Here is a 23431-nt window from a genome sequence, read left to right on the forward strand (position 1 = left end):
CGCAGCTCCCGCACGATCACGACTCGCCTCCCGCACGCCGCCGCAGCTCCTCGATGCCGACGAGATCGTCGGGCAGCGCGTCGGGCACCTCGCGATCGAAGCGCGCCAGCACCCGCACGCGCATCGCGCACACCGCGATCAGCGCGATGGCCAGCCCGAAGACCACGTACATCAGCCCGATCCCGCGCCCCTCCCCCGTCCCGAGCAACGCCCCCGCCGTCGCGGCCAGCGGCCCGTCCGGCGCCATCAGCGGCTCCAGCACCGTCGCGCCGTACGGCGCCACCAGCCCGAACCCGATCGGCAGCGTGGACCAGGCGACGAGCGTGTTGAGCGCGATGACCCGCCCGTGGAACCGCTGCGGCACCTTGACCTGGATGATCGTCGCGTACACGCCGTTGAGCAGCGTCAGGCACAGCGACATCCCGAACGCCCCCGCGGCGATCGCCACGAGATCCGCCCGTACGCCGACGACCACGCAGAACCCCGCCAGCGCGAGCGTGAACAGCAGCACCCCGCGCAGCCGCCCCCGGCGCGGCCCGCCCCACACGGCCATCAGCAGCCCGCCGGCCAGCACGCCGATCCCGCCCGCCAGCGACACCCGCCCGACGTCCTGCAGCGTCGCGAACGACAACACCAGCGGCGAGATCATCAGGAACAGCGGCGACAGGAACACGTTCAGGACGGCGAAGAACACCAGCATCCCGCGGAAGCCCCGGTTCCCCCAGGTCAGCCGCCAGCCGCCGGCGATCTCCGCCATGACCGTCTCGCGCCGCCGCCAGGCCATGCTCCGGGGGAACCGGACCGCCAGCACGACCGCGGCCGCGAACACGTACGACAGCACGTCGACGACGAGGATGCCCTCCAGCCCGATGACCGCCATCAGCCCGACCGCCAACAGCGGCACCGCCACCTGGGCCGTGCCGGTGACGAGCTGCACCACCCCGTTGGCGTGGCCCAGGAACCGTTTGGGGACGAGTTGCGGGATCGCCGAGGCGTACGCGAACCGCTGGAAGGTCAGCGCGACCGACAGCAGCGCGAGCAGCGGGTAGATGTGCCAGATCTCCAGGTTGCCGGTCCACAGCAGCACCCCGAGGACCAGCTGCACGCCGCCCGCGGTGACGTCGCCGGCGAGCATCACCGCGCGCCGGTCGTGCCGGTCCACGATGGCCCCGGCCAGGGGCGCGACCAGCATGCCGGGCAGCAGCCCGAGCACCGCGAACAGCGCGAAGTTCGCCAGCGAGCCGGTGGTCGTGTAGATCCACAGCGGCACGGCGAACTCGGTCAGCGCCGACCCCAGGATCGACACCAGCTGCCCGGCCGCGACCAGCGCGAACCTCCCCATGCCCGGCCGCGCCCGGCGTTCCTCCGAAGGGGCCGGCAAGTCTCCGGATGACACGCCCTCCAGCCACCACGTCGATCGCGGTGTGCGTGCCAGCGGCTCGGTCCGCCCCTCGGCGATGGCGCGGTGCGTGCCGGTCACGATGGCCGCCAGCTCCTCCGCCCGATATTTCAGGAAGAAGTGCCCGGCCTCGTCCAGCACGACCAGGGCCGTCAGCTCCGACAGCACGTGCCATTCGCGATAGCGCTCCTGGTAGAACTCCATCGCCGGGTCACGCTCGCCGGCCAGCGCGATCACCGGCGCCCGCAGCGGAGCCGCAGCCTCTTCGAACATGCGGGTGAAGTACCGCTCCGCCTGCCGGGTGCCGCGCCGCCGGTTGCGGACCATGAGGTCGAGCTGGTCGCGCCCGACCTCCTCCACGTCCAGGCCGGCGGAGCGCAGGTCGTTGATCCAGGCCTGGTCGCCGCGGATGCGCTCCATGAGCTCGGTCAGGCCCGAGAGGCGGCCGCGGGGGCGGGCGAAGGGGAAGACGCCGCCGAGGTAGACCGCGTCGACCTCGCGGCCGGCGTCCTCCAGCCTGCGGGCGATCTCCGCGGCCAGCATCACGCCGAGGCCGCAGTGGCCGTACAGGGTGACGGGGCCCTCGATGCCGTCGAGGATCTCCTGTACGCACCCGTCGGCGACCTCGTCCAGCGGCCGGGACTCCTCGCCCAGCTCGTGCCCGGGCACGGCGATCGAGTAGAGCGCCCAGTCGGCCGGCAGCGCGTCGGCCAGCGGCTGGTAGATGACCGCGCTGCCGCCCCCGTACGGCGCGCAGACCAACGTCGAGGTGGCCGTCCTGGCGGGGGTGAGCCGGTGCAGCAGGTGGCGCGGGCCGTCGCCGTCCGACTCCAGCAGCGCGGCCAGCTCGCGTACGGTGCGGTGCTTGAACAGGTCGAGCACGGTGACGGTACGCTCCGGCAGCTCCTGCCTGAGCCGGGCCACCACCCGCATGGCCAGCAGGGAGTGGCCGCCGAGCTCGAAGAAGTCGTCCGTGGCGCCGACCTCGGCGGCACCGAGGAGTTCGGCCCACACGGCGGCGACCGTCCGTTCCGCGGCGGATCGCGGTGGCTCGAACCGGCCGGTCGTCTCCGGCGCCGGGTCGGGCAGGGCGGCCCGGTCCACCTTGCCGTGCGACTTCAGCGGCGGCGGCTCGTCCAGCCACACGTACCGGGCGGGGATCATGTAGTCGGGCAGCCGCTCGGCCAGCCACGTCCGCATCTCGGCGGCCTCCGGCCGGGCCTCACCGCACTCGGCGAGGAGGTAGGCCACGAGGAGACCGCCGCGCATGTCGGCGATCGCCGACGTCACGCCGGGATGCCGGCCGAGCACCGACTCGACCTCGGCCAGCTCCACCCGGTAGCCGCGGATCTTCACCTGCAGGTCGCGGCGGCCGAGGAACTCCAGGTTCCCGTCGGGGAGGTGGCGGGCCAGGTCGCCGGTGCGGTACATGCGAGCGCCGGGCGGGCCGTACGGGTCGGGCAGGAACCGTTCCGCGGTCAGGGCGGGGCGGTCGAGATAGCCTCTGGCCAGCCGATCCCCGCCGAGGTACAGCTCCCCCGCGACGCCGATCGGCACCGGCTCCAGATGCTCGTCCAGCACGTACGCCCGAGCCCCCGGCAGCGGCCGGCCGATGGGCAGCGTGGTGGTCGTGCCGGCGTCGCCTCCGACCGGGCCCTCGACCGGATAGGTGGTGACGCCGACCGTCGCCTCGGTCGGGCCGTAGTGGTTGACGACCCGGCAGCGTCCGGACGCGGCCAGCTCCTCCGCCCAGTCACGGGGCGCCGCCTCGCCGCCGAGGATCAGCAGCTTGCGCGGCAGCACGTCGGCCTGCAACGCGGCCAGATGGGACGGGGTGATCTTGAGATAGTCGATGCCGGCGTCCCGGACGTACTCGGCCAGCTCGTGCCCCGCCGTGCGCGGCGGGATGATGTGCAGCGTGCCGCCGGTCATCAGGCACGCGTAGAAGACCGTCACCCCGAAGTCGAAGGCCAGCGACTGCAGCAGCCCGTACGAACCGCCGGGTTCGATCCCCAGCCGCTCCCGCAGGCCCGCGAGATAGACCAGCGCCTGCCGGTGCTGGATCGCGACGCCCTTGGGCCTTCCGGTCGTGCCGGAGGTGTAGATGACATAGGCCAGGTCGTCGGGGGTCACGTCCTGAGGGACCGGCGCCTCGTCGCCGCCGGGCTCGTCGAGGCCCACCGTAAGCAGGCCATCGGGCAACCGCTCCCTGGAGGCCGAATCGGTCACTGCGATCCGCACCCCGGCGTCCTGCACCACGTACGCCAGCCGCTCGGGCGGATGCTCCGGATCCAGCGGCAGGTACGCGGCCCCCGCCTTGAGCACGCCGAGCACCGCCACGGCCAGTCCGGCCGACTGCTCCAGGCACAGCGCCACCCGTTCCCCGGGCCCGGCGCCGAGGGTCCGCAGCCGCCGGGCCAGCCGGTCGGCGCGGGTGCCGAGCTCGCCGTACGTGAGCGAGGCCTCCCCCGCGACCACCGCGACCGCCGCGGGATCCTGCCCGGCGACGACCTCGTGCAGCAGCCCGATCCCGGCGGGCGGCGCCGGCTCGGCGGCCCCGAGGGCCAGCACGCGCCGCCGCTCGTCCGGGCTCAGCAGCGGCAACCGGGAGATCGGCAGGCCGGGGTCGGCGACCGCCGCCCGCAGGAGCGTCTCCAGGCATCCTGCCAGCCGCCGCGCCGTGTCCTCCCGGAACAGCGCGGTGCTGTACGTGAGCTGCCCGTGCAGCCCGCCGCCACCCTCGAAGAGGTAGAGCGCCAGGTCGAACCGGCTGGCCACGGTCGGGATCGGGTACGGCTCCGCGCCCAGCCCGGAGGTGTCCAGGGTCCGGCCGCGATAGTTCTGCAGCGCGAACATGGTCTGGTAGACCGGCGTGCGGCTGACGTCCCGCTCCACGGCCAGCTCGGTGACGAGCCGGTCGAACGGCAGCGCCTGATGCGCGAAGGCGTCCAGGGTGGAGTCGCGGACCCGGCCGAGCAGTTCGCCGAAGGTCGGGTCGCCGCGCAGGTCGGCCCGGAGGGCCAGGGTGTTGATGAACGGCCCGACGACCGTCTCCAGCTCGGGCAGCTCCCGCCCGGACACCGGCGACCCCACCGCGAAGTCGTCCTGCCCGGCGAACCGGCCGAGCAGCACCTGGAAGGCGGCGAGCAGCGTCATGTACGGCGTGGCCCGGTGCGCCTTGCCCAGCTCCGCGATCGACGCGGTGAGGGCGGGGTCCACGACGACGTCCACGGCGGCGCCGTCCCAGCGCTGCTCGGCGGGCCGGGGCAGGTCGGTCGGCAGCTCCAGGGCGGGCACCCCGTCCAGCTTGGACACCCAGTAGCGCACGTCGTCGTCGAAGGTCCGGCCGCGCTGCCAATGCGCGTAGTCGCCGAACTGCAGCGGCACCGGCGCCGGTTCCCGGCCCGCGTGCAGCGCCAGCAGCTCCTGGAACAGGATGTCGCACGACCAGCCGTCGGTGATCGCGTGGTGCATGGTGAGCAGCAGCACGTGCTCGCCGGGGGCCGAGCGCACCAGCAGGGCGCGCAGCAGCGGCGGGCGGGCCAGGTCGAACGGCCGGACCAGCTCCCGGTCGATCTCGCCGGGGTCGTCGGTGACGCGGAACTCCACGACCGGCTCCTCGGCGACCACCGCCTCCGGGCGGCCGTCCGAGGTGGTGACCAGGCTGGTACGCAGGCTCTCGTGCCGCCTGGTGAGCTCTGTCAGGGCCCTGGCCAGGGCGTTCTCGTCGAGGTCGCCGGTCAGCCGGACCGCGAACGGCACGGTGTAGGCGGCCGTGCCTGGGACGTACTGCTCAAGGAACCACAATCGCTCCTGCATGGCCGACGGCGGCGGCGCGGTGCCGGGGTCACGGCGGGGAACACTGACCTTGGTGCCGCGCGCCCGAAGGCGACGCTCCAGCAGGGCCTGCTTGGCCGGTGAAAGGGAGCTCCTGGTCACGCGTCTTTCTCCTCGGAACACGCGGTGGTACACGTACACGTACGGAGGTCCGCGGCGATGACGCGGATGTGCTGCAGCCGGAACGGCGAAGCCTGATGAGGCCGTGGGAACGCTCCCACGAGGGAGGCTAGGTTTCGGCTCCTTCGAGGTCAAGGGCTAGATCCGCATTTCCGGATGCCCACCGTGGTCTAACAAGAACAATTCGCGATGTGCGCACGTCGCACCCGTGTTTCCGTTAGCTCTGTCTTTCGGGTCCTTGACAGCTCGGAAACATCTTCGTCATATCTCTGGGAGCGCTCCCACAGCGTGTCATCATCTCTGACCTGCCTCTGCAAGGAAGCCGAGCGCCTCCGCCCTTTGACCGCGCGTCAAAGGCGAGATCCTGCCGTGAACCCCTTGCCCAGAATGAGGTTCTGGAAGCAGGGTTGGGCCCATGATTATCGAGTACGCCGAGCGCGTGTGGCGCGGCGAATCGGACGACAGCGTCGTGGACGCGGGCCTGCAGGGCAAGGGTGTTCAGCCGATCGCCGACGGTGTCGGCTGGTGGCCGGGGTTCGGCAATGTGACCGCTTTCGAGACCGAGGGCGAGCTGGTGCTGTTCGACACGAGCAGCGCGTTCTCGGCGGCGAAATTGCACGAGGACGTACGGGCCTGGACACGGGCGCCATTGACCACGGCGTTCTACTCGCACGGGCACGTCGACCATGTCTTCGGGACGGGGCCGTTCGAGGAATCGGGGCCTCGGGCCGCGATTTATGCCCATAAAGCGGTTGTTGACCGGTTCGAGCGTTATGTGTTGACAAATGGCTATAACTCGGTGATCAACCAGCGGCAGTTCCAGGCCGCCGGGCTCCACTGGCCCACCGACTACCGCCGTCCGGACGTGACCTACACCGACGCGCTGACCGTGCGGCGCGGCGGGCTCACGTTCGACCTCGTGCACGCCAAGGGCGAGACCGACGACGGGACCATCGGCTACGTGCGTGAGCACAAGCTGCTGTTGCCCGGTGACCTGTTCCTCTGGGTGACGCCCAATTGCGGCAACCCGCAGAAGGCGCAGCGCTATCCCCGGGAATGGGTGCACGCGTTGCACCGGATGGCCGCCATGGACGCCGAGATCATGCTCCCCGGCCACGGCGCCCCCGTCTTCGGCCGCGACCGCATCCGGCAGGCGTTGCTGGAAACGGCCGAATGGCTGGAGGCGCTCATCAAGCAGACCCTGGAACTGCTCAACGCGGGCGCCCGGCTCGACGAGATCGTCCACTCCGTGAAGGCGCCGGAGCATCTGGCCGACCGGCCCTATCTGCGGGCGCGTTACGACGAGCCGGAATTCGTCGTACGCAATCTGTGGCGCCTTTACGGCGGCTGGTACGACGGCAATCCGGCCCACCTGAAGCCCGCTCCCGAGGCGGTGCTGGCGAAATCGGTCGCGGAACTGGCGGGCGGGGCGCAGGCCCTCGCGGACGCGGCACTCAAGGCCCTTTCCGAAGGCGATGAGCGGCTGGCCGGGCATCTGGCGGAAATGGCCGCCCTGGCGGCTCCAGACGACGCGGGAGTGCATCGCGTACGCGCGGAGGTCTTTTCCACCAGGGCGGCCGGCGAACTGTCCCTCATGGCGAAGGGCATTTTCGCCTGGGCCGCCGCCGAGTCCCGGAAACGCTCGTAACGGCCGGCCTCCACTCCGGCGGCAGCGGGCGTTTCCTGGCGGCGGACATGGTCACGTCCCATCGCCCCGGCCGTCGATCCCATCGTCGCGGCCGAGAAACCCACGGTTCCCACATCCGCACCCCACCCGGCGTGACCGCTGGGCGGCCCGGCGCCAGCTCGGCCCACCGCAGCCGGCAGCCCATCGCCGCAGCGGCGGGACGCAGGGACCGGGCCGATGGGGCTGCGCGGCGGCGCGCGGGCGACCTCGCCGCGGCGATCCCCATCGCCCAAGAGGCATGCCGGGCCGCCGGCACGGGGTCAGACGCGCTCGAAGGGGAGCACTTCCGTCAGGTGGAGGATCAAGGCCCCAGGGTTCCTGGTCTGCGTCATGATCCTGCCCGGCCCGGTGAACTCGAAGACCAGACCTTCGCCCGACTTGAGCGATTGGATCGTCTTCCCTTCGACCGCCCGGCGCAGATTGCTCTTGACCGTCTCGTCGTAGGCGACCAGATGCCCCGAGTCGACCACGACCTGCTGCCCGGCCGCCAGGTCGATCACGTCCATCGCGCCGTAGCAGCCGAGCACGACGACGCCGTCGCCCTGCGCCTTGATGAGGAAGCCGCCCTCGCTGCCGATGAGGTTGGACATGCCGCCCCACTTGGTGGCGATCTCCACGCCGTCGCTGGACGCGATCCACGATCCCCTGGTCAGCAGGAGCGCGTTGTCGCTTCGTACCTCGGCGGCCTGGACATCGCCGGGCAGGTGATGCGCCACGTCCACCCAGCCGCCGCCTTCCGGAGCGGTGTAGCGCGTGGTGAACAGCGACTCGCCGCCCAGCGCCGAACGCGCCAGCCCACGCAGCAGACCACCCTCCACCTTGGCCCGGAGCTGGACCCCCGCGCTCGTCGCGTACATCGCGCCCGCCTCGACGCGCAGGGTCTCCCCGCCGTCCAGGTGGCAGCGCGCGACCGCGAACGAACCAGGGTGACGGATCTCGGTCTTCATGTACCCCTCCATCCCGATCATCTTGTCCGGAGCGACTCTGCTGTACGGCCGTACACGATTCGTTGACAACACGTAAACGCCCCAGACGCTGCGCGAACGCCACCCGGGCGTTCCCGGGGTCTCCGACGGCTCGGCCCACGTGGAAGGGATCCGCGAGCGCATCGGGGCACGGCCTGTTCCCGCCGCGGTCGACCCCGTGGGCGACACGCCGGCCGGAGACCTCCTGCGGTTGCTCTCGCCCGACAGAGCGTGCCGCAGATCTACCGCCGCCTGGGCCTACCCGATCAACACCCGGTAACCGCTGTCAGCGGACGACCTCGACGTTGGCCATCATGCCGCGGTCCTCGTGGTTGAGGATGTGGCAGTGCAGCGGGTACTTCCCGAGGAAATCCCTGAACCTCGTCCTCATCACCACTTCGCCGCGCGCGGGGAGCTGCACCGTGTCCTGCCAGTTACGGGCGTTGTACGGCCTGCCATTCACGCTGATCACCTGGAAATCGTTGACATGCACGTGGAAGGTGTGCTCCTCGTTGGCGAGGTTGCGCACCCGCCACTCCTCGGTGGTGTTCAGCCTCGCCCGCACGTCGATCCGGTTCGGATCGAACGACTTGCCGTTGATGAAGAACTCGTCGGCGCGGGTGTTCTCCGAGAACGTGACGACCCGCCTCTGGGCGATGGGATCCTTCCTCAGGTCGTCGAAGTACCGGGCGGCGAACGTCGTGGGCAGGCGTGCGGGCGTCACGGCGCGCCCCGCGGACACCAGGGTGGCCAGGGTCGCCTCAGGGTAGGAGTCGCCGTCCTTGCCGGTGCTGTAGGGCCGGGTCACCAGGCGGGTACGGCCGGCCGGCGGCCCTTGCACGAGCACGTCCCACCGGCTGCCGGGAGGCATGAGCAGCGTGTCGGCGCTCCAGACCCTGGCAACGGGGTTGGCGTCCTGGGCGATGACGTGGAAGCGCACGCCCTGGAGCTGGACGTTGTAGGCGATGTCGGCGCCGATGTTGGCCAGCCGCCACATCTGCGTCTCGCCGGGCCGGATGTGGATGATCGGGTTGATGAGCCCGTTCACGGTCCGGGTGGTCGGGGCGTTGCTGTCGATGTTCGCCGTTGGTATGGCGCCCGCGCGCACCTGAAAGTCCTTGAGCGCGATGAGCAGTTCGGCCGTGTCATGGAGGTCGGACGGCAGGTACCGGTTCAGCCCTTCGATCACGATCGCGCCCGACAGTCCGGCGAACACCTGCCCCTCCGAGAGCGGGTGCGCGTGGGAGTGGTACCAGTACGTGCCCGGTGCCAGGTCCTCGGGCAGCCGGTAGGTGTAGCGGTAGGTCTGGCCCGGCCTGATGTGCAGGTAGATGTTGTCGGAGCTGTCCTTCGGTGAGACGTGCCAGCCGTGCGTGTGCAGGTTGGTGTGCTCGCCCAGCCGGTTCACCAACTCCAGGTCGACCCGGTCGCCGGGAAACAGGCGCAGGGTCGGCGGCATGAAGTCGCCGTTGTAGGTCAACGCGCGGACGTCTTGGCCCGCGAGCCGTACCACGCGTTGCTCCACGACCAGCCGCACGTGCAGGCGGCCGTTGTGGCTCGACAGTTCGCGCGGCTGGCGGAAGGCCGGCTGCGCCTGCGCGGTCGGGGTGGCCGGACTCGCCGGGCCGGCAGGACCGCCTGGGGTGGCCTCCCTTGTGGCGGTGGTGCCGCAGCCGGTCGCCATCAGCAGGGCCGGTCCCAGCAAGAGGACGGCTCTGGACAGGGACATGGCGCTCCTTGTGACGACGAGGTCGGCTACGTGGATGCCCGGCGTCGGCTCGCCCACGCGGGAGTTGGCCCGCATTTTCACAAAGATTGGCCGTTGGAGCGGCTGTGCTGCGAGGCGCGCGGACCAGGAGGCGGCGGAATGTCAGGCGAAGTGCCGGATGGTCGCAGGGTTGGCGGCCTCGTACGGGTGCCACTGATCTGCGGCGGGCCGGCCAGAGGCCGTGAAGGCCGCTACCGCGTGAGAGAACGTGTGGCCGAGCGAGCGGGCCGCGACGGTGGCCTCGCCAAGCATGGGACTGTCGGGGTAGGCGTCGATGGTGTCGAAGAAGAAGGGGAGTTCCACGCAGTGCGCGGCGCCCAGGTGTGCGGGGTCCTGAGCCGGGGCGTAGTCGAACTGGTAGACGTAGGTGGGGTTGCCGGCCGCGGCGTGGTGATCGGCGATGGCGAGGGCCCCGTCGCGGAAAATGATCTCGGTCTCGACCTCGGTGAAGACGTCGCTCGGTGTCGCGTGCGGAAGCCGGGCGGCGGCGGCGGCGCGGTCGAACCGCTCGGCGCCGCCGTCGATCTGGCCGGCCACGATCGAGCTCGCCTGGGCGGCGGTGACGGCCTGGATGCGCGGGTCGAACGCGAAGAACGCCGCCATCTCGTTCCTGGTGGTCCCCGTCAGCAGCTGCTTGCCGTCGAGGCGTCCGCAGGCCAGCGCCTGTTCCCACGCCTCGGGCATTCCGAAGGCGCCGAGGACGGGGTACATCGGCGGAGCGACGCTGCCCGGGCGGAAGACGTCCTGGGCAAGCTGCTGGTAGGCGGTGAGAAGCCGCTCGGCCGGGATGGCGCGCAGGGTGGCGATGGGATCCGGGCCGCGCTCCAGGCCGAGGATCTTGAGGAAGCGTCGGGCATGGTCGGCCGCCTCCCCGGGGTCTTGCGGGGGGAGCCCCCAGGGACCGCTCTGGGTGATGACCCGCTTGATCTCCGGGCCGGTGACCGGCGAGAGGGCGAGGTAGAGGGCGGAGAAGGCTCCGGCGGACTGGCCGCCGACCGTGAGGTTGCCGGGATCTCCCCCGAAGGCGGTGATGTTGCGCTTCACCCAGGTGAGGACGGCGGCCTGGTCCTGCACGCCGAGGTTCTCGATGCCGAGTTCCGGGAGGTAGAGGTAGCCAAGGGGACCGACGCGGTAGTTGGCGGTGACGACGATGATGTCGCCGGCGGCGGCCAGGTTTCGGCCGTCGTACCAGTCCCAGCCACCGGATCCGCTGGTGAATCCGCCGCCGTGGAACCACACCAGGACCGGGAGGGCGTGCGGGGTGGGTCCGCCGGCCGGCAGGCGGGGGGTCCACACGTTGAGGGTGAGAGAGCCGTCCTCGTTCCAGTCGGGGGTGCGGTGTCCCATGACCGCTTCGAGACGGGAGGGGGCCTGGGGGACGGACGGGCCGGGGCAGGCGGCATCCCACTGGCCCGACCAGTCGGGGTGCTGCGCGGGGGCGGCGAAGCGCCGGTCCCCCAGCGGGGAAGCCGCGTAGGGGATGCCGCGGAACGCGGCGACGCCGTCCTCGACGATGCCCCGCACGCTCCCCGACTCGGTGTCCACGACGGGGCGTTCCCTCACGATCATTGATGTCACCTTCCTTGCCGGAGTGGTACGCCTCCGTTCTACGGTCGTTCGGCGGAAAAGAGCGAGCAGGGGCGCCACGGCTTCGTGATATGCGTCATGGATCATGGGATTCTGGCGAAAGTAAGACACATGAGACCTGAGTTGGATGCGACGGAGCGGCGGATCGCCGCGGTGCTGATGGCGTCGCCGCGGGCGTCATGGCGAACGGTCGCCCGTGTCCTTGGGATCTCCGAGCGCACGGTCGTGCGCCGTGCGACACCGCTCCTGCACGACGGCACGCTGCGGCCCACAGCGATCCGCAATCCCGCTCTCTTTCCCCGGCTCATCCCCATGGTGTTGCGGATCCGGTGCCGGCCCAGCCGCATTCAGGCGATCGCCGCGGGACTGGCGCGGCGTGCCGACACGGTGTGGGTCGACATTCTCGGCGGCGGTGACGAGATCAGCAGCGTGCTCTTTCTCGACGGGCCCCAGGCCCGGACCTCGCTGCTGCTGCGGGACCTGCCCGCCACAGCCGCCGTCCGTTCGTGGGACGCCTACGACCTGTTGAAAGTGTTTCCCGCGGGGTTCGCCTGGAGCGCGGGACTGCTGCCCATGGATCAGTTCGAGACCCTCGCCAGCTTGCCGCGAGAGCCCGTCGACGCGCCGCAGATTCAACCGCTCGATGACGCGCTCATCGACAAGTTGACCACGAACGCGCGCGCCGGCTACAGCGACCTGGCCACCCGACTGGGAACGTCGGCGTCGACGGTGCGCCGTCGGCTGGACCTGCTCATCTCTGCCCACATGGTGCGTATGGCGTGCGAAGTGGACTTGAGGCTGCTGGGCATCGGCAGCGAGGCGCTGCTGTGGATCGCCACCGGTCCGGGCAGCCTGGAAGCGACCGGGCAAGAGCTGAGCCGGCATCCGCAGGTGCGGTTCACCGCGGCCACGACCGGGGCGGCGAACCTCCTGGTGGCCGTCGCGGCCGACGATCTGGGCGGGCTGTACTCCTTTCTCACCGAGACTGTCGGATCGCTTGACGATGTCCGCGGGCTGGAGGTGACCCCGATCCTGAGCTCACTGAAACGGACCGGCCTCCTTCGCCGATCCGAGATCTGAGTTCCTCAACCTGTCGCCGCCCACGACACCCTGCGTGTCATGACGTATCGTTCGCCAGACCTCCTCGCCGCCGCCCGAAGGAGCACGTCAGGTCCCGAGATCACGGATCGGCCCACGTTCTCGTTCCCTTGCTCCCGTCGGAGATACGCGCGGCTCCAGCACGTCATCCGGTACGTCACCGCGCCCGGCCGGAACCCTGATCAAGGTGGACCAGCGCTCTCAGCGCCGGTGCCCTCTACCGATGGAGATTACCCCCGGGGGTATATTGGGCGCGGAGGTGGTGCGGATGGAGATGGACGCGACCGTTCTGAGGGATGCGCTGACGCGGCTGAAGCGGGCCCACGGCCAGCTCGGCGGAGTGATCGCGATGATCGAGAACGCCGAGGACTGCGAGAAGGTGCTGACGCAGCTGGCGGCGGTGTCGAAGGCGTTGGACCGGGCCGGATTCAAGATTATCTCGACCGGGTTGCAGCAGTGCCAGGTGGCGCGCGAGCAGGGCGAGGAGCCACCGATCAGCGTTGAGCGGCTGGAGAAGCTGTTCCTCGCTCTTTCGTGACTGTGTGATCGGGTGAGCCGGGGCACCCATATGTTCTCTTGATACCCCCCGGGGTATTTGACGATCGAAAGGAGACAAGGAGATGACGATCCAGGTCGAGGTGATCGAGACCTCCTCCCTGGGGGACCGCAGTTATCTCGCCCATGACGGGCGCGTCGCGGTGGTGGTCGATCCGCAGCGCGACATCGACCGCGTTCTCGCCCTGGCCGGTCGCCTGGGGGTGCGGATCACCCACGTGGCGGAGACCCATCTGCACAACGACTACGTCTCCGGCGGCCTGGCGCTGGCCCGGATGAGCGGGGCGGCGTACCTGGTGGGCGGGCTCGAGGAGGTCGGCTTCGACCGTGTGCCGGTGCACGACGGAGATCGGATCGCCGTCTCCGAGCGGATGTGGCTGGACGCGGTGACCACGCCGGGACACACCTTCCATCACCTGTCCTACGTGCTGGCCGGTCCGGGTGGGCCGGAGGGGGTGTTCACCGGAGGATCGCTGTTGTTCGGCGGCACCGGGCGTACCGACCTGCTGGGCGCCGAGCATGCCCGCACCCTGGCCCGCCACCAGCACGCCTCCGCGCGGCGGCTGTCCGGCCTGCTGCCTGACGGCGCGCGGCTCTGGCCGACGCACGGGTTCGGCAGCTTCTGCGCGGTCACGCAGTCCGGCGCGTCCGCCTCGACCATCGGCCGGGAGAAGGACGTCAACCCGGTGCTGCGGATGGAGGCCGACGACTTCGTCACCCACATCCTGGAAGGCCTGGACGCCTACCCCGCCTATTACGCCCACATGGGCGCGCGCAACGCCGCCGGAGCGGAGCCGATCGACCTGACCCCGGCGCGGCCGGCCGACAGCGCGGAGCTGCTGGTCCGCCTGCGGGCGGGCGAATGGGTGGTGGACCTGCGCTCACGCAAGGCGTTCGCGGACCGGCACCTGGCCGGCACGCTCAGCTTCGGCCTGGACGGGCCGATGACGACCTGGCTGGGCTGGCTGGCCCCGTGGGGCACGCCCCTCACGCTGCTCGGCGAGTCGGCCGAACAGGTCGCCGCCGCCCAGCGCGAGCTGGCCCGCATCGGCATAGACCGCCCGGCCGCCGCCTCGACCGGCTCCGTCGAACAGTGGGCCGGACACGACCCGGACCTGATCGCCGAGCTGACCACCGCAACCTTCGCCGACCTGGCCGCCGCCCGCGCGGGGGAACCGGACGGCGGCCCGACCGTCCTGGACGTGCGGATGGGCAACGAGTGGCGGGCCGGTCACGTGGCCGGCGCCGTGCACATCCCGCTGCCCGAGCTGCCGGAGCGCCTGGCCGAGGTGCCGGCGGGAACGGTGTGGGTGCACTGCGGCAGCGGCTACCGGGCCGCGGCGGCCGCGAGCCTGCTGGCCCGTAGCGGCCGCCAGGTGGTCCACATCGACGACGCCTACCCCCGGGCCGCCGACGCCGGCCTGCCCATCACCACCTCCGACGAGAAGCCCTCTTGACCACCTCGGGTTCCTCCACGCAGGGCCGAAGGACGCGGCTGCCGTCACGGTTATCCGTACAACGGCGTTCAGTCACAATGGCAACGCATGAATGGCCTGCCCCACCTGTGCCGAGAGCGTAGGGCCTGGAAGGGACGGCCCCGATTTTTTTGCCAAGTGCCAGATTCCCTACCGGCACGGCATTTCAGCGCCACTCAGTCACCGACAACCGCGAATCCGATTTGCCCTACTTGCACCATCTATGGATATATGTCTATCTTTTGCCTAGTTGCGGCACGGATGTGGCGCCCTTTCACCACATCGTTGCCGCTTCGTTGACCGGACCGCGCGCTGCCCGAAGAAGCCCTTCGGGGACAGCGTCCGGCCGCCGAATCCGCGCCTCGCGGAACCGGGGACCCACGTTCTTGGGGTGAATCGGACGCCAGCCCAGGCTGCGCCATGTAGGGCACTTCCAGGCCCGAACCCGTCAGCTAACCCGGTAGGCGGTATGGAAGCAAGGAGTCAATGCCTCATGTCCAAGCCCCGGCTTGCCACCATCGCCTACATCCTCAAGAATCACCGCGATCTCCTCACCAAATACCTCAGCTTCGCCGTCGCCGTCGCGATCCTCGCCGCAACCGCCGCCATCGCCACCTTCGCATTCGCATCGCCCACCGCGCAGAGCCCGGCGCAGGCGACTCGTCATGGAGCCGGACCCCTCATCTACGGCCTGGACATCTCCAATTACGAGCCCCTGTACGACTGGAATGCCAGCCCGGCCAAGTTCGGCATCATCAAAGCCACGGAAGGCACGTCCTTCCGCGACGCCTCATTCGCCAGGCACTGGCGCGAGCTGGGCAAGAAGGGCATCGTGCGCGGGGCGTACCACTATGGCCATCCCCGCAACAATCCCATCGCGGAGGCCGAGCACTTCCTGTCCGTGGTGAACTCGCAGCCCGCCAAGGCCGGCGACCTGCTGGTCCTTGACCTGGAGACCGCGAACGGCAGATCCGTCGCCGAGGTCAACGCCTGGGCCAAGACGTGGCTGTCGTACGTGAAGGACAAGACGGGGATCACCCCGATGTTCTACAGCGGCTGGAACTTCGCCAACAAGTACGGCAAGGGCCTGTCCGAGTACCCGCTGTGGGTCGCCCACTACAGTAAGGCCAAGGGGGCCATCACCCCGCCCGCCGACTGGAAGTCCTGGGCCATCCACCAGTACTCCGAGTCCCCTGTCGACCAGAACGTCTCCGCGCTGACCGCCGACCAGTTGCGCGGCCTGGGCCGCCCCACGGCCTGAGCCGACACGGCGGGTCCGCACCGCGATCGGTTGCTCCCAGGTGAACGCCGCCCCGCGTGCTTCTCTCGGCCCGGAGGAGCACGCGGTGGACGCCGGTCACGGATGGCACCGGTGAAGGCCGCCTCGGACAACGGCTCAGCGGACTCCGGCAGTCTTGCCCAATGCAAATCTTGCACAATGCCATGAACACTCCCGCACCCTCCCGCGTATCCCTCAGTGACCGGCGCCACTCACGAAGGCCGCGTCCAAGGGACCGGAAGGGGATGACGGCGTATGCGACTCCTTGACAGCCGTCGCGCTCTCATCAGTTGCGGCATTGCCGCCCTCTGCACTCTGACCGCCTGCGCCGACTACACGCCGACGCCCGTCGCTGACACCGCCGGCCTCAGCACCGAGCCGACCGCCGTCGAGACCGGACCGACCGACGCACCCACCGTCCAACCCGTGGAGGACGAGCCGGAGGCCCGCACCCGGCAGACCAAGTGGGGACCGCTGTCCGAGGCCGACCAGGAGCTCATCAAGAAGGTCCGGCTCGCCAGCCTGTGGGAGATGCCCATGGCCCAGGACGCGATACAGCGCGCCAGCAGCGCCCGCGTCCGCCAGGTCAGCAAGGAGATCGCGGCTCAGCACGACATGCTCGACGGGCAGGTTCGCGACGTGGCCGCCAAGCTGAAGGTCAAACTGCCGGTGAAGCCCACGCCTCAGCAGCAGGACTGGATGACAGATATTTCCGGCAGGTCCGGATCCGCCTACGACAAGACGTACGTCAAATGGCTGCGCCTGGCGCACGGACAGATCTTCACCCTGATCGGCACGGTACGCGGCACCACGCAGAACACCCTGGTCCGGCGCTTCTCCGAACAGGCCAACGCCGCGGTGCTCAACCACCAGCGCCTCCTGGAGAGCACCGGCCTGACCACACCCGAGAGCTTCCCCACCCCGTCCATCTGACGGCCGAGGAGGGAGCCCACACAGTGCTCAGCGGGCATCGGCCGGCGGCCGGGCGCCGCGTGAGCGATTCAGACGGCGGACCAGCCCAGTGGGTTCGGCACGTTCACGGGCGGCTCGCCGCCCGCCTCGTTGAAGGCGTTCATGGCCGAGATGAGCGCCCGGCGCTGCCTGGCCGACATCCGCGCCACGATCGCGCCGATCTCCTCCCTGCGGCGCGCGGTCACCTCGTCCACGATGCGGCGTCCCTCGTCCGTCAGCCGCATCAGGCTCTCGCGCCGGTTGTGCGGATTGACCTCCCGTACGATCAACCCGGCGGCCACCAGCCGATCGGCCATCCGCATCGCCGTGGAGGAGTTGACACCCAGCAGCTCCGCCATCGTGACCAGCTTGGTCTCGCCATGGCCGGCCAGCACCACCAGCATCCTGAACTGCGGCAACGTGACCCTGTCCCCGACCGCCCCCAATGACCTCACCGCGACCGCCACCAACAGCCGCGACCCGGTCAGCACCGCCGTGACGACAGCCGAAAGATCCTCTCCCTGCGCCTGGAGGTCATCGTCATCCTTCATAGGCACTGTTGTACATGCGCGGGACGGATCACGGGCACGAGATCCCCATCGCCCGCAGCACCTCCGCAACGCCAGGATCAGGAACGCCGGCGCCGGCGAGTTCACGTGGCGGGGGCGCGTCTATGGTGCGGCGGTCGGCCGGCCGAGCGGTTGCAGCAGCAGGTTGACGGCTGCGCGGCCGGCTTCGAGCGCGGCTTTGAGGGGCTTGCCGTCGCGGGTGAGGCGGCCGATGCGCGGGGAGTCAGATGCGGGCCGCACGGACAGCACCGCAGGATCGGGCGCGGCCTGACCGTCGGCGGGTGGAGGGGTCGGGGGCTCGGGTCGGTCGTACCGGGCGAGCAGCGTGTCGTCGTGCAGCAAGCGGTGGTCGCGCGCGAAAAAACTCCGGTGCAGTGCCTCCGGATAGCTCCGCAGAACGGTCGCGGCGATCAGGCGCGTCCCGTAGGACGGTCGCGCGGCCGGTGCTCCGGTCGCGGCCGCAGGCGCGGGACGTGACCGCAGCACGAGGACGTGGCTGGCGCCCTGCGCCAGGGCGGTGCGGTACGGGATGGACTCGGCGAGTCCCGCGTCGTAGAAGAGCCGCCCGGCCAGCTCGACCGGCGGACCGGCGAGGAACGGGAGTGCCGCACTGGCCCGCAGGGCCAGCCGCAGCTCGACGGGACCGGTCAGGTGCGGGCGCAGATCGGTGGATTGCCCGGTCTGTACGTCGGTGGCCAGCGGGTGGAACTCGATGGGGTTGGTCAGGACCGCGTCGAAGTCCATCCGGGTCACTTCGCAGTACAGGTACTCGACCAGGTTCCGCACGTCGACCATCGGACGGCCGCGCAGGAGGTTGGACGGGCGGATCATCGCTCGCGCGTAGACGGGCTCGGCCCAACCGGTCAGGTTCTCGGGGGTTCCGCTCAGCAGCCAGGCCCCGGTGATGGCCCCGGCCGATGCCCCATAGACCGCGTCGAAGGCGTGCGCCGCTCCGGCCTCGTGCAGGGCCAGGGCCATGCCGGCGGACACCGTGCCGCGCATGCCGCCGCCCTCGATGGCCAGGGCCACCCGGTAGCCGTCCTGGCGGGCGCCGGGACGGCTGCCGCTACGGACCCGGTCGGCTATGACGCGCAGCACTTCGTGTTCGCCGGTCTCGGGTGGCATATGTCCTTCTTTGTGTTGTGTGGCTAGTCACGGTCGCCGGACAGGTACGAGCGGGCCCGGGCCCAGACGCCAGGGTCGGGTTGCGTGGTCGTCCATGCGGTGGACCTGAGCTTTCCCCGGCCGCGGTAGCGCCGCACGATGGCGACGTGGTCCGGCCAGGCGACGAACGTGCGCAGGGCCTGCTCATCCTGCCAGATCGACACCGAGCCGCACCTGCCCGCCAGCGGCTCCGTCCACAGCCACATGCCGACCGCGCCGGGCAGGTCGGGCCACGCGCGGCGCAGGGTGAGCCCGGCGTGGTAGACGCCGGGCAGGTCGATCAGCCGGCTGATCCGGAAGTCGGTGACGCTGACCAGCACCGGGCCGGTGGCGCCGGCCGCCGGTCCGGGAGTCCATCGGGATCTCAGCATGCCACTGCTCCAGTCCTTTCTTTGTACGAACGTTCGTGCCGAGAATAGGAACATACCGAAGACGACGTCAAGCCGCTATCCTGGGCCGAACGTTCGTACGCAGAAGGGGTAAAGATGGCGGGACGGCCGCGGGACGAGCGGGCCCGCAACGTGATCCTGCGCCGGGCGGCGGACATCGCCTCGCAGGACGGGCTGGAGGGGCTGTCGATCGGCCGGCTGGCCACGGAGCTCGGCGTGAGCAAGAGCGGCCTGTTCGGCTACTTCGGTTCCAAGGAGGAGCTACAGCTCGCCACGATCCGCACCGCGATGAGCGTGTACGTCGACGAGGTCGTCCAGCCCGCGCTGACCGTGCCGCCGGGCCTGGGGAGGGTGCGGCGGCTGTGCGAGAGCTGGTTGAGCTACTCGCAGCGGCGGGTCTTTCCCGGCGGCTGCTTCTTCTTCGCCGTCACCGCGGAGTTCGACGCCCGCCCGGGCCGGGTGCGGGATGCCGTCGCCGCGGCCGGCCTCGACTGGATCCGCTTCGTGACGCGTACCGTCGACGATGCCCGCCAGCTCGGCGAGCTCGCCGACGACACAGACGCCGACCAGCTCGCCTTCGAGCTGATCTCTTTCATGGAGAACGCCAACGCCGTCTCCTTGCTGCACGACGACCCGAACGCCTACGAGCGCGCCAGGACCGCCATCAGCAACCACGTGAACACCTACACCTGACGACGAGCCGGGCGCTCGAATCGCCTCATCCGGAGAGACCCAAAGGAGTCAGGTCGATCTCGGGCACCCACACCTCAGGGTCGGACGGGGCGGGAAGCGGTCGCAACTGCCACAGGAGCGCCCGCAGCAGCGGCCGGGGATTACGCCGGTGCCAGACGACCGACCAGGGCATCAGCGGCGTCGGCTCGACGATCGGGATGCGGCGCAGGCCGCTCCCTGCCGGGTCGATGCTCATCTCGCCCAGCCCCACCGCGCCATTCCGCCGCGCCCGCCGGGTCGGGCATCGCGATGCCCGCCTCGCGCAGGTCAGCCGGCCGCAGCACGTCCCTGGCGGCCAGGCGGTGGTCCTCGGGCACGAACGCGTGCAGCGGCTCCAGACGCACGAGCCGGTACGCCAGCTCGGCGGGCCAGGGTGCCGGCGTGTCGTGCACGCGCCCGAACGCGGCGTCGAGCTCCAGCCGCCGCAGGGCCGGCAACGCCACGGACAACCCCTGCCGCATGCTCAGCTCGATCCGTACGCGAGAGTCGCGCTCACTCGCCTGACGTACCATCCGCAGCGGCGTGAACCGCTCGTCGTACACGTCCACCCGCAAAGGCTCGTTGCCCGGGCGGACCGCCTGGATCGCTCAAAGCTGCTCCGTTCCTTCCGCAGGCTCGCGGAGATCGACGCGCGGCTGGCCTGCGTCGGTCATGGCGAACCGCTCCCCGACGCCCGCACGGCCCTCAACGCGGTCGCGGCGACCCTGCCCGCCTGATCACCATTCGGCGAAGGAACCGTCCGGGTGCCGCCAGACCGGGTTGCGCCAGCGGTGCCCGCGCTCGGCCGCGCGCTCCACGGCCGCCGCGTCGACCTCGATGCCCAGGCCCGGTACGGCGGTGCGTTCGGCGAAACCTCCGGCGAACCGGAACGGGGTACGGTCGACCAGGTAGTCGAGCACGTCGTTGCCCTGGTTGTAGTGGATGCCCACGCTCTGCTCCTGGATCAGGAAGTTCGGGATCGCGAACGCCAGTTGCAGGCTCGCCGCCAGCGCGATCGGGCCGAGCGGGCAGTGCGGGGCCATCGTGACGTCGTACGCCTCGGCCATGGCGGCGATGCGGCGCACCTCCGAGATGCCGCCGGCGTGGCTGACGTCCGGCTGGGCCACCGCGATGCCGTCGCGCAGCACCTCGCGGAAGTCCCAGCGGGAGTAGAGGCGCTCGCCGGTGGCCAGCGGGATCGAGGTCGACCGGGCCAGGGCGGCCAGGTTGGGGGTGTGCTCGGGCAGCACCGCCTCCTCGACGAACAGCGGGAGGAGCGGCTCGATGAGCGGCAGCACCCGCCGGGCCATCGCCGTCGACATGCGCCCGTGGAAGTCGATGACGACGTCGTTCTCCTCGCCGACGGCCTCGCGGACCACCGTCACCCGTTCGACGACCTCGCGGATGCGGGCCGGGGTGTCGATGGGGGTCAGCGCGGCCGAGCCGTTCATCTTGACGGCGGTGAAGCCCGCCTCGATCTGCGCTCGGGCCTCGGCGGCGACGTCGGCGGGGCGGTCGCCGCCGATCCACGCGTACATGCGGACCCGGTCGCGGACCGGGCCGCCGAGCAGGGCGTGCACGGGCAGCCCGGCGGCCTTGCCGGCGATGTCCCAGAGGGCCTGGTCGATGCCGGCGACCGCGCTGGACAGCACCGGGCCGCCCCGGTAGAAGCCGCCCTTGGTCAGGACCTGCCAGTGGTCCTCGATGCGCAGGGGGTCCTCGCCGACGAGATATTCGCTCAGCTCCGCGACGGCGGCCCGGACGGTCTCGGCGCGGCCCTCGACGACCGGTTCGCCCCAGCCCGTGATGCCTTCGTCGGTACGGACGCGCAGGAACAACCAGCGGGGCGGGACGAGGAAGGTGTCCATGGACACGATCTTCATGGGGGTCCGTTCTAGGAGGAGGTGGTGGAGATGCTCCAGCCACCGTCGACCTTGAGGCAGGCGCCGGTGATGAAGGAGGCCTCGGCTGAGGCGAGGAAGGCGACCGCGGCGGCCACCTCTTCGGGGCGGCCGAACCGGCCCGCGGGGGTCTCGGCGATCGTCGCGGCCCGGCCCTGCTCGCCGATGCCGTCCCAGGCCCCGGTCATGATCGGCCCGGGGACGACGACGTTGACCCGCACGTCGGGGGCGTACTCGACGGCGAGCTGGCCGGCCAGTGACTGCAGGCCGCCCTTGGCCGCGGCGTAGGGGCCGCAGCCGGGGATGCCGGTCTGGGCGTGTACGGAGGAGGTGATGACGATCGAGCCCCGGTTCTCGGCCAGGAGGGGGCAGAAGACGTGGGCGGCCAGGTAGGCGGCCTTGAGCGAGACCGCGATCTGCCGGTCCCAGTCGTCCTCGGGCAGTTCGTGGACGGGGACCGACGGCACGACCCGGCCGGGGCCGTTGACGTGCAGGACGTCCAGGCGGCCGTACCGTTCGGCGACGAGATCGCGGGCGGCGGCCCAGGCGGCCGCGGAGGCGACGTCGCCGTGCAGGTAGTGGCCGCCGATCTCGGCGGCGAGCTCGGCCCCCGCGTCGTCGGCCACGTCCATGACGACGACGGCGGCGCTTCGCTGGGCCAGCAGCCGGGCGGTCGCCGCGCCGATCCCCGACGCGGCGGCGGTGACCAGGGCGACCTTCCCCGCGAAACGGATCATCGTGCGGCTCCCGTGAACAGTGCGTTGACCTCTTCCTGGAGGGCGCGGTCCTGCCACATCGGGTGATGGGGCGCGGCGTTGGAGCACACCACCGTGCCCCATGCGCCGACCCTGGCCGCGTGGGCGACGGCCTCCAGGCAGATCGCGCGGCCGACCGGACCTTCCTCGAAGGTCCCGTGGAGAGGGGTGTACCCGATCCAGCCCTCGCCGAGCACGAGCGGCACCTCCGCCTGGGCGGCCCAGTCGGCGGCGGCGTCGATCCAGATGCGCAGCCGTTCGGACATGCCGTAGCGGTAGGTCGAGTAGCGGTCGTACAACCACTGGTCGAACCGGACCGGGTCGCACCAGTCGTGGACGTAGACCTCCCGGGCGGGCACCACCGTCGCCGCGCGCCGCCACTCCTGGTCGGGGCCCCACTCCTCCAGTAGCGGGGCGTCCGGCCGCAGCAGCTCCCGGTAGGCCCGCTCCTGCGGGAACGGCCGCGCGGCGTCCCGCAGGGCGAAGGTGTCGATCAGCTCGTCGAGCACGCCGTAGACATAGGGGTGGAACACCCCGACGTCGGCGTTGCGCGGCAGGCCGCGCATCTCGCCGACCGGCACCCGGGCGTAGTTGGCGGTGACCGGCTCGGGGCGGCGGGCCTTGAAGGCGTCGATCGCCGCCTCCAGGTAGGGCCGCAGCCCGAGCACCTTCGGCTGATCCGGCTCGACCACCTCGTTGAGCCAGGTCGACTGGATCTCGTTGTGCAGCTCGACGAACGCGATCCGGTCGGCCAGGCCGTGCGCGTCGAGGAAGTCCACGAGGTCGGCCAGCGCCGTGGCCAGCGCCGACGCCCGGTCGGCGGGCGGTACGGCACGCAGCGCCTCGTACCAGGAGGGATCGTCCAGGAAGACCGAGCTCTGCTGGAACTCCCAGCTGGAGACGATCACGTGGCAGTCGTGCCGCCGGGCCGCCTCGAACAGGGCCAGCAGGTGGCGGCGCCCGTCGAGCGTGGTGCGCTCGCGGACGTCGTACCAGCGGGTGCGCCCGCCGTAGCCGCCGAAGGGGCTGAAGGTCAGCGCCGTGGTGTCCAGGCCGGAGCCGAACAGCAGGTACGGCATCGCGCAGATCCGCACCGTGTTGTACCCGCGCGCCACGGCCTCGGCGAAGGCCGCGTCCAGGTCGGCGAACGGCTCGCCGGGCCCGGTGCGCGTGTACCAGGTGAAGTCCCAGAGGGTGATGGTCAGGCGGGAAGGGGTCACA

Annotated in this window: 18 protein-coding genes and 1 riboswitch; of the genes, 7 read left to right on the forward strand and 11 right to left on the reverse strand. The window is 70.7% G+C overall.

The annotated features are described in order from the left end of the window. Positions 1 to 16: 16 nt before the first annotated feature. The gene (locus ACIHFD_RS35165) at positions 17 to 5338 is read right to left on the reverse strand and encodes an amino acid adenylation domain-containing protein (protein ID WP_397370612.1); all 5322 of its coding nucleotides are present in this window, start codon (positions 5336 to 5338) and stop codon (positions 17 to 19) included. A 433-nt stretch (positions 5339 to 5771) separates the two neighbouring features. On the opposite strand from ACIHFD_RS35165, the gene ACIHFD_RS35170 reads away from it, so the two are divergent. Then, a complete protein-coding gene (locus ACIHFD_RS35170) occupies positions 5772 to 7004 on the forward strand; it encodes an alkyl sulfatase dimerization domain-containing protein (RefSeq protein WP_397370613.1) in 1233 nt (410 codons plus the stop codon). Between the two features lie 299 nt (positions 7005 to 7303). On the opposite strand, the gene ACIHFD_RS35175 is transcribed toward ACIHFD_RS35170, so the two are convergent. The 3 genes from ACIHFD_RS35175 to ACIHFD_RS35185 all read right to left on the reverse strand — a co-directional run bounded on the left by ACIHFD_RS35175 (position 7304) and on the right by ACIHFD_RS35185 (position 11345). Continuing rightward, complete coding sequence (locus ACIHFD_RS35175; RefSeq protein WP_397370614.1) at positions 7304 to 7990, reverse strand: TIGR00266 family protein; 687 nt, start codon at positions 7988 to 7990, stop codon at positions 7304 to 7306. Positions 7991 to 8294: 304 nt separating this feature from the next. Continuing rightward, positions 8295 to 9812: a multicopper oxidase family protein gene (locus ACIHFD_RS35180; protein ID WP_397370615.1), complete on the reverse strand. Its 1518-nt coding sequence runs from the start codon at positions 9810 to 9812 to the stop codon at positions 8295 to 8297. 66 nt (positions 9813 to 9878) lie between these two features. Continuing rightward, positions 9879 to 11345, reverse strand: coding sequence for a carboxylesterase/lipase family protein (locus ACIHFD_RS35185; RefSeq protein WP_397370616.1), 1467 nt, complete (start codon positions 11343 to 11345; stop codon positions 9879 to 9881). A 129-nt stretch (positions 11346 to 11474) separates the two neighbouring features. Between ACIHFD_RS35185 and ACIHFD_RS35190 the strand changes: the two genes are divergently transcribed. From ACIHFD_RS35190 to ACIHFD_RS35210, 5 genes are all read left to right on the forward strand, one after another. Continuing rightward, positions 11475 to 12443, forward strand: a complete 969-nt coding sequence (locus tag ACIHFD_RS35190; protein WP_397370617.1) for an Lrp/AsnC family transcriptional regulator — start codon at positions 11475 to 11477, stop codon at positions 12441 to 12443. 286 nt (positions 12444 to 12729) lie between these two features. Further along, positions 12730 to 12999 carry a metal-sensitive transcriptional regulator gene (locus ACIHFD_RS35195; protein WP_350735590.1) on the forward strand — a complete coding sequence of 90 codons (270 nt, stop codon included), beginning with the start codon at positions 12730 to 12732 and terminating at the stop codon, positions 12997 to 12999. An 82-nt stretch (positions 13000 to 13081) separates the two neighbouring features. After that, the gene (locus ACIHFD_RS35200; RefSeq protein WP_397370618.1) at positions 13082 to 14473 is read left to right on the forward strand and encodes a rhodanese-like domain-containing protein; all 1392 of its coding nucleotides are present in this window, start codon (positions 13082 to 13084) and stop codon (positions 14471 to 14473) included. A 355-nt stretch (positions 14474 to 14828) separates the two neighbouring features. Beyond that, positions 14829 to 14973: riboswitch (cyclic di-AMP (ydaO/yuaA leader) on the forward strand. A gap of 11 nt (positions 14974 to 14984) precedes the next feature. Then, the gene (locus ACIHFD_RS35205) at positions 14985 to 15752 is read left to right on the forward strand and encodes a glycoside hydrolase family 25 protein (RefSeq protein WP_397370619.1); all 768 of its coding nucleotides are present in this window, start codon (positions 14985 to 14987) and stop codon (positions 15750 to 15752) included. Between the two features lie 273 nt (positions 15753 to 16025). After that, entirely contained in the window at positions 16026 to 16703 is a 678-nt protein-coding gene (locus ACIHFD_RS35210) for a DUF4142 domain-containing protein (RefSeq protein ID WP_397370620.1), read from the forward strand. Between the two features lie 68 nt (positions 16704 to 16771). On the opposite strand, the gene ACIHFD_RS35215 is transcribed toward ACIHFD_RS35210, so the two are convergent. The 3 genes from ACIHFD_RS35215 to ACIHFD_RS35225 form a co-directional block, all read right to left on the reverse strand. After that, on the reverse strand, positions 16772 to 17272 hold the full coding sequence (locus ACIHFD_RS35215; RefSeq protein ID WP_397370621.1) for a MarR family winged helix-turn-helix transcriptional regulator: 501 nt from the start codon (positions 17270 to 17272) through the stop codon (positions 16772 to 16774). A gap of 120 nt (positions 17273 to 17392) precedes the next feature. Next, positions 17393 to 18415 (reverse strand): patatin family protein, encoded by a 1023-nt coding sequence (locus tag ACIHFD_RS35220; protein WP_397370622.1) that lies wholly within the window; start codon positions 18413 to 18415, stop codon positions 17393 to 17395. A 23-nt stretch (positions 18416 to 18438) separates the two neighbouring features. Continuing rightward, positions 18439 to 18825, reverse strand: coding sequence for a hypothetical protein (locus ACIHFD_RS35225; RefSeq protein ID WP_397370623.1), 387 nt, complete (start codon positions 18823 to 18825; stop codon positions 18439 to 18441). Between the two features lie 114 nt (positions 18826 to 18939). Between ACIHFD_RS35225 and ACIHFD_RS35230 the strand changes: the two genes are divergently transcribed. Beyond that, positions 18940 to 19536, forward strand: a complete 597-nt coding sequence (locus ACIHFD_RS35230) for a TetR/AcrR family transcriptional regulator (RefSeq protein ID WP_397370624.1) — start codon at positions 18940 to 18942, stop codon at positions 19534 to 19536. A gap of 140 nt (positions 19537 to 19676) precedes the next feature. Here ACIHFD_RS35230 and ACIHFD_RS35235 read toward each other — a convergent pair whose 3' ends face one another. The 4 genes from ACIHFD_RS35235 to ACIHFD_RS35250 form a co-directional block, all read right to left on the reverse strand. Further along, on the reverse strand, positions 19677 to 20123 hold the full coding sequence (locus ACIHFD_RS35235; RefSeq protein WP_397370625.1) for a LysR substrate-binding domain-containing protein: 447 nt from the start codon (positions 20121 to 20123) through the stop codon (positions 19677 to 19679). 168 nt (positions 20124 to 20291) lie between these two features. Beyond that, positions 20292 to 21437 (reverse strand): galactonate dehydratase, encoded by a 1146-nt coding sequence (gene dgoD / locus ACIHFD_RS35240; RefSeq protein WP_355199855.1) that lies wholly within the window; start codon positions 21435 to 21437, stop codon positions 20292 to 20294. A gap of 11 nt (positions 21438 to 21448) precedes the next feature. After that, positions 21449 to 22192 (reverse strand): SDR family NAD(P)-dependent oxidoreductase, encoded by a 744-nt coding sequence (locus ACIHFD_RS35245; RefSeq protein ID WP_397370626.1) that lies wholly within the window; start codon positions 22190 to 22192, stop codon positions 21449 to 21451. Next, positions 22189 to 23430, reverse strand: coding sequence for a cellulase-like family protein (locus tag ACIHFD_RS35250; RefSeq protein WP_397370627.1), 1242 nt, complete (start codon positions 23428 to 23430; stop codon positions 22189 to 22191). The genes ACIHFD_RS35245 and ACIHFD_RS35250 overlap by 4 nt, the downstream gene beginning before the upstream one ends. Position 23431: the final 1 nt, after the last annotated feature.

This window comes from Nonomuraea sp. NPDC051941 (genome assembly GCF_044593615.1).